Here is a 4,339-nt window from a genome sequence, read left to right as displayed (position 1 = left end):
GGTTTCACTCAGCGGCGTCTTCGTATTCTGTCATTGGTGGGCATGTGCAGACGAGGTTTCGGTCGCCGTATGCGTTGTCGACGCGGTTGACGGGGGACCAGTATTTGTCGACGCCCATGGATCCCGGAGGGAAGCAGGCCTGTTCGCGGGTGTAGGGGCGGTCCCAGTCGCCGACCAGATCACGCACCGTGTGGGGGGCGTTTTTCAGCGGGTTGTTTTCCGCGTCGATCTTGCCGTCGATGATGTCCTGCGCTTCCGCGCGGATCGAGAGCATGGCGTCGCAGAAGCGGTCGAGCTCGTCCTTGGGTTCGGATTCGGTGGGCTCGACCATCAGGGTTCCGGCCACCGGCCAGCTCATCGTGGGGGCGTGGAAGCCTGAATCGACCAGGCGCTTGGCCACATCGTCGACGGTGACATGCGCCGCCTCGTCCAGCGGCCTTGTGTCGAGGATGCATTCATGTGCCACCCGACCCGTTTCCGAGGTGTAGAGGATCGGATAGGCGTCCTTGAGCCGCGCCGCGATGTAGTTGGCGTTCAGGATCGCCACTTTGGTGGCCTGCGTCAGCCCCGCGCCGCCCATCAGCAGCACATAGGCCCATGAGACGGGAAGGATCGAGGGCGAGCCGAAGGGTGCCGCCGAGACCGGACCCACGGCGGTGCCGTATTCCGGGTGGCCCGGCAGATGCTCGGCCAGATGCGCCTTGACGCCGATCGGACCCATGCCGGGGCCGCCACCGCCATGCGGGATGCAGAAGGTCTTGTGCAGGTTCAGGTGGCTGACATCGCCGCCAATGTCACCCGGACGTGCCAGCCCGACCATGGCGTTCATGTTGGCGCCGTCGATATAGACCTGACCGCCGTGATCATGGGTGATCTGGCAGACCTCCTGCACGGTGGTCTCGAACACGCCATGGGTCGAGGGATAGGTGATCATGCAGGCGGCCAGATGGTCCGAATGCTTTTCCGCCTTTTCGCGGAAATCATTCAGATCGATATTGCCCTTGTCATCCGATTTCACCGGCACAACCTGCCAGCCCACCATCTGCGCCGAGGCCGGGTTGGTACCATGGGCCGAGGTCGGGATCAGGCAGACATTGCGCTGCCCTTCGCCGCGGGCGAAGTGATAGTTGCGGATGGTCAGAAGGCCCGCATATTCGCCCTGCGCGCCCGAGTTGGGCTGCTGGGAGATCGCGTCATACCCGGTGATCTGGCACAGCTTGTCGTTCAGATCCGCAATCATCTGATGGTAGCCCTGCGCCTGATCTTCGGGCACGAAAGGATGCAGGTTGCCGAACTCGGGCCAGGTGACCGGGATCATCTCGACCGTGGCGTTCAGCTTCATGGTGCAGGACCCCAGCGGGATCATCGCCCGGTCCAGCGCCAGGTCGCGGTCGGCCAGACGGCGCATATAGCGGGTGATCTCGGCCTCGGCCCGGTTCTTGTGGAAGATCGGGTGGGTCAGGTACGCGCTTTCGCGCAGCGCGTAATCCGGCAGGCGGTATTGCTTGTTCGAGCTGTCATCCTTGCGGTCGATGCCGAAGGCACCCCATACCGCCTCGATGGTCTCGGGGCGGGTCTGTTCGTCCAGGCTGATGCCCACGCGGGTCTCGCCGACCTTGCGCAGGTTGACGCCACGGGCCACGGCGGCCTCCATAACGACATTCTGCAGATGGCCGACCTCGACCGTGATCGTGTCGAAGAACACCTCGGGTTCGACCGAGAAGCCCGCCTCTTCCAGACCGGCGGCCAGGCGCGAGGTCTTGCGGTGCACCGATTGCGCGATCGCCTTGATGCCGTCGGGTCCGTGATAGACCGCATACATCGAGGCAATGACAGCCAGCAGCGCCTGCGCGGTGCAGACGTTCGAGTTCGCCTTTTCGCGGCGGATGTGCTGCTCGCGGGTTTGCAGCGACAGGCGGTAGGCCTTGTTGCCGCGGCTGTCGATGCTGACCCCGATGATCCGGCCCGGCATCGAGCGCTTCAGCTTGTCGGTGGTCGCCATATACGCGGCGTGCGGGCCGCCATAGCCCATCGGCACGCCAAAGCGCTGGGTCGAGCCGATGGCGATATCCGCGCCCATCTCGCCGGGGGATTTCAGCAGCGCCAGCGACAGGATGTCGGCGGCGACAACGGCGATGGCGTTATGTTCATGCAGCGCCGCGATCTCGGTCGTGAAGTCGCGCACATGGCCATGGGTGCCCGGATACTGGAAGATCGCGCCAAAGACGGCACCTGCATCCAGCTGATCGGGATCGCCCACCTGCACGTCGATGCCCAAGGGTTCGGCGCGGGTTTTGATGACCGCGATGGTCTGCGGATGACAGTTGCGATCCACGAAGAAGGCCGCGTTATTGGCCTTGGACCGGCCGCCGCGCTTGGCCATTGCCATGGCTTCTGCCGCAGCCGTGGCTTCGTCGAGCAGCGAGGCGTTGGCCACATCGAGCCCGGTCAGGTCGCTGACCATGGTCTGGAAGTTCAGCAGCGCCTCAAGCCGGCCCTGGCTGATCTCGGGCTGATAAGGTGTGTAGGCGGTGTACCAGGCCGGGTTTTCCAGGATGTTGCGCAGGATCGGCGCCGGGGTGGTGGTGCCGTAATAGCCCTGACCGATCAGCGAGGTCAGAACCTTGTTCTTGCCCGCCACCTGCTTCATGTGAAAGAGCGCATCGCGTTCCGTCATCGCCGGGCCCCAGTCCAGCGGTTCCTTCTGCCGGATCGCGGGCGGGACGGTGGCGTCGATCAGCTGGTCCAGCGTCTTGAAGCCGATCACCTGCAGCATGTCGCGCATTTCGGTGGGCGACGGGCCGATGTGGCGGCGATTGGCGAAGTCATAGGCTTCGTAATCGGTCAGTTTGAAGGCCATTGCAGCGCTCCTCAAGGATAGGTCAGACCCGGCGGAGACGGCAGGAGCCTCCGGCGGGAGTATTTGGAAAAAGATGAAGCAGGGAGCCCCGGTCTCTGGGGCTCCGGGCCGGATTTAGCCGATGAAGGCCTTGTAGCCGGCTTCGTCCATCAGATCTTCCAGCTGCGCGGCATCGGCGATCTTGATCTTGTAGATCCAGGCCTCGCCCTCGGGGTCGTCGTTCAGCGCGCCGGGATTGTCGGCCAGCGCCTCGTTCACTTCCGTAATCTCGCCATCAACCGGCGCGTAAAGCTCGGAGGCGGCCTTGACGGATTCGATCACGCCGATCTCGCCATCCTTCTCGAACTCGTCGCCCACTTCCTGCTGCTCGACAAAGACCACCTCACCCAGCTGCTCGGCCGCGTGTTTGGTGATGCCCAGCGTGGCCGTGTCGCCGTCGACCGCCAGCCATTCATGTTCTTCGGAATAATAGGTTGCCATGGTGTCTCTCTCCTGACTTCAACGCTTGTAATTCTGTTTGACGAAGGGCAGCGCCACGATCTGTGCCGGTTGCGCCTTGCCCCGGATGATCAGGTTGACCTTCTCGCCCGGCTCGCCATGGCCCGCGGACACATAGCCCATCGCAACCGGGCCGCCGACCGTGGGGCCAAAGCTGCCCGAGGTGATCTGACCGATGGTGTTGCCCTCAAGGCATTGCACCTCGACCCCCTGACGCGCGGGCGCGCGGCCGTCGGGCTTGATGCCCACCAGCTTGCGCGCAGGCCCCTCGGCCAGTTCGCGCTGCACACGTTCCGCACCCGGAAAGCCGCCTTCTTCCTTGCGGCGCTTCTGCATCGCCCAGCCAAGGCTGGCCTCGACCGGCGAGGTGCTCTGATCGATGTCATTGCCATAAAGGCACAGACCGGCTTCAAGCCGCAGGCTGTCGCGCGCGCCCAGACCCGCCGGTTCGCAATCCTCATGCGCAAGGAACGCCCGGGTGATCTCGATCGCCTTGTCTTCGGGGATCGAGATCTCGTACCCGTCCTCGCCCGTGTAGCCCAGCCGCGAGATGCGGCATTCGACACCCAGGATGTCGGCAATCGTGGTTTCCATGAACTTGAGGTCGCGCGCCGCAGGGCAGAGCGCGCCCACCACATCCTCGGCCTTGGGACCTTGCACCGCAACCAGCGCGCGGTCGAAGATCTCGGTCACCTCAACCCCGTCCAGATTGTCGCGCATATGCGGAATGTCCTGATGGCGCAGCGCCGCGTTCACCACCACAAAGTAATGATCCCCCGCGTTCGACACGATCAGGTCATCCATGATCCCGCCTTCGGCATTGGTGAAGAACCCGTACCGCGCCTTGCCTTCCTTCAGCGTCGCATAAGCCTGCGGACACAGTGCTTCCAGCTTCTCGCCCACATTCTCGCCCCGCAATATCACCTGACCCATATGCGACACATCAAACAACGCCGCCTTCTCGCGGCACTGCTTATGCTC

The 4,339-nt window shown here is 63.7% G+C and carries 3 protein-coding genes; all 3 read right to left on the bottom strand.

From position 1 onward, the window contains the following. Positions 1-4: 4 nt before the first annotated feature. The gene (gene gcvP, locus ACR0LL_RS20840) at positions 5-2,860 is read right to left on the bottom strand and encodes an aminomethyl-transferring glycine dehydrogenase (RefSeq protein WP_267364312.1); all 2,856 of its coding nucleotides are present in this window, start codon (positions 2,858-2,860) and stop codon (positions 5-7) included. 114 nt (positions 2,861-2,974) lie between these two features. Further along, entirely contained in the window at positions 2,975-3,340 is a 366-nt protein-coding gene (gene gcvH / locus ACR0LL_RS20835) for a glycine cleavage system protein GcvH (protein WP_209505056.1), read from the bottom strand. A gap of 18 nt (positions 3,341-3,358) precedes the next feature. Beyond that, positions 3,359-4,339, bottom strand: a 981-nt coding sequence (gene gcvT / locus ACR0LL_RS20830; RefSeq protein ID WP_480589195.1) for a glycine cleavage system aminomethyltransferase GcvT, incomplete at its 5' end; no start/stop codon positions are given.

It is taken from the genome of Ruegeria sp. AI2 (genome assembly GCF_056541275.1).
The sequence above is the reverse complement of the archived record's forward strand: the minus strand, read 5'-3'. Positions and strand labels throughout refer to the sequence as shown.

What these genes read in the sequence shown, in the direction of transcription:
- gcvP (WP_267364312.1), bottom strand. Translation starts at nt 2,860, where the DNA reads ATGGCCTTCAAACTGACCGATTACGAAGCCTATGACTTCGCCAATCGC.
- gcvH (WP_209505056.1), bottom strand. Translation starts at nt 3,340, where the DNA reads ATGGCAACCTATTATTCCGAAGAACATGAATGGCTGGCGGTCGACGGC.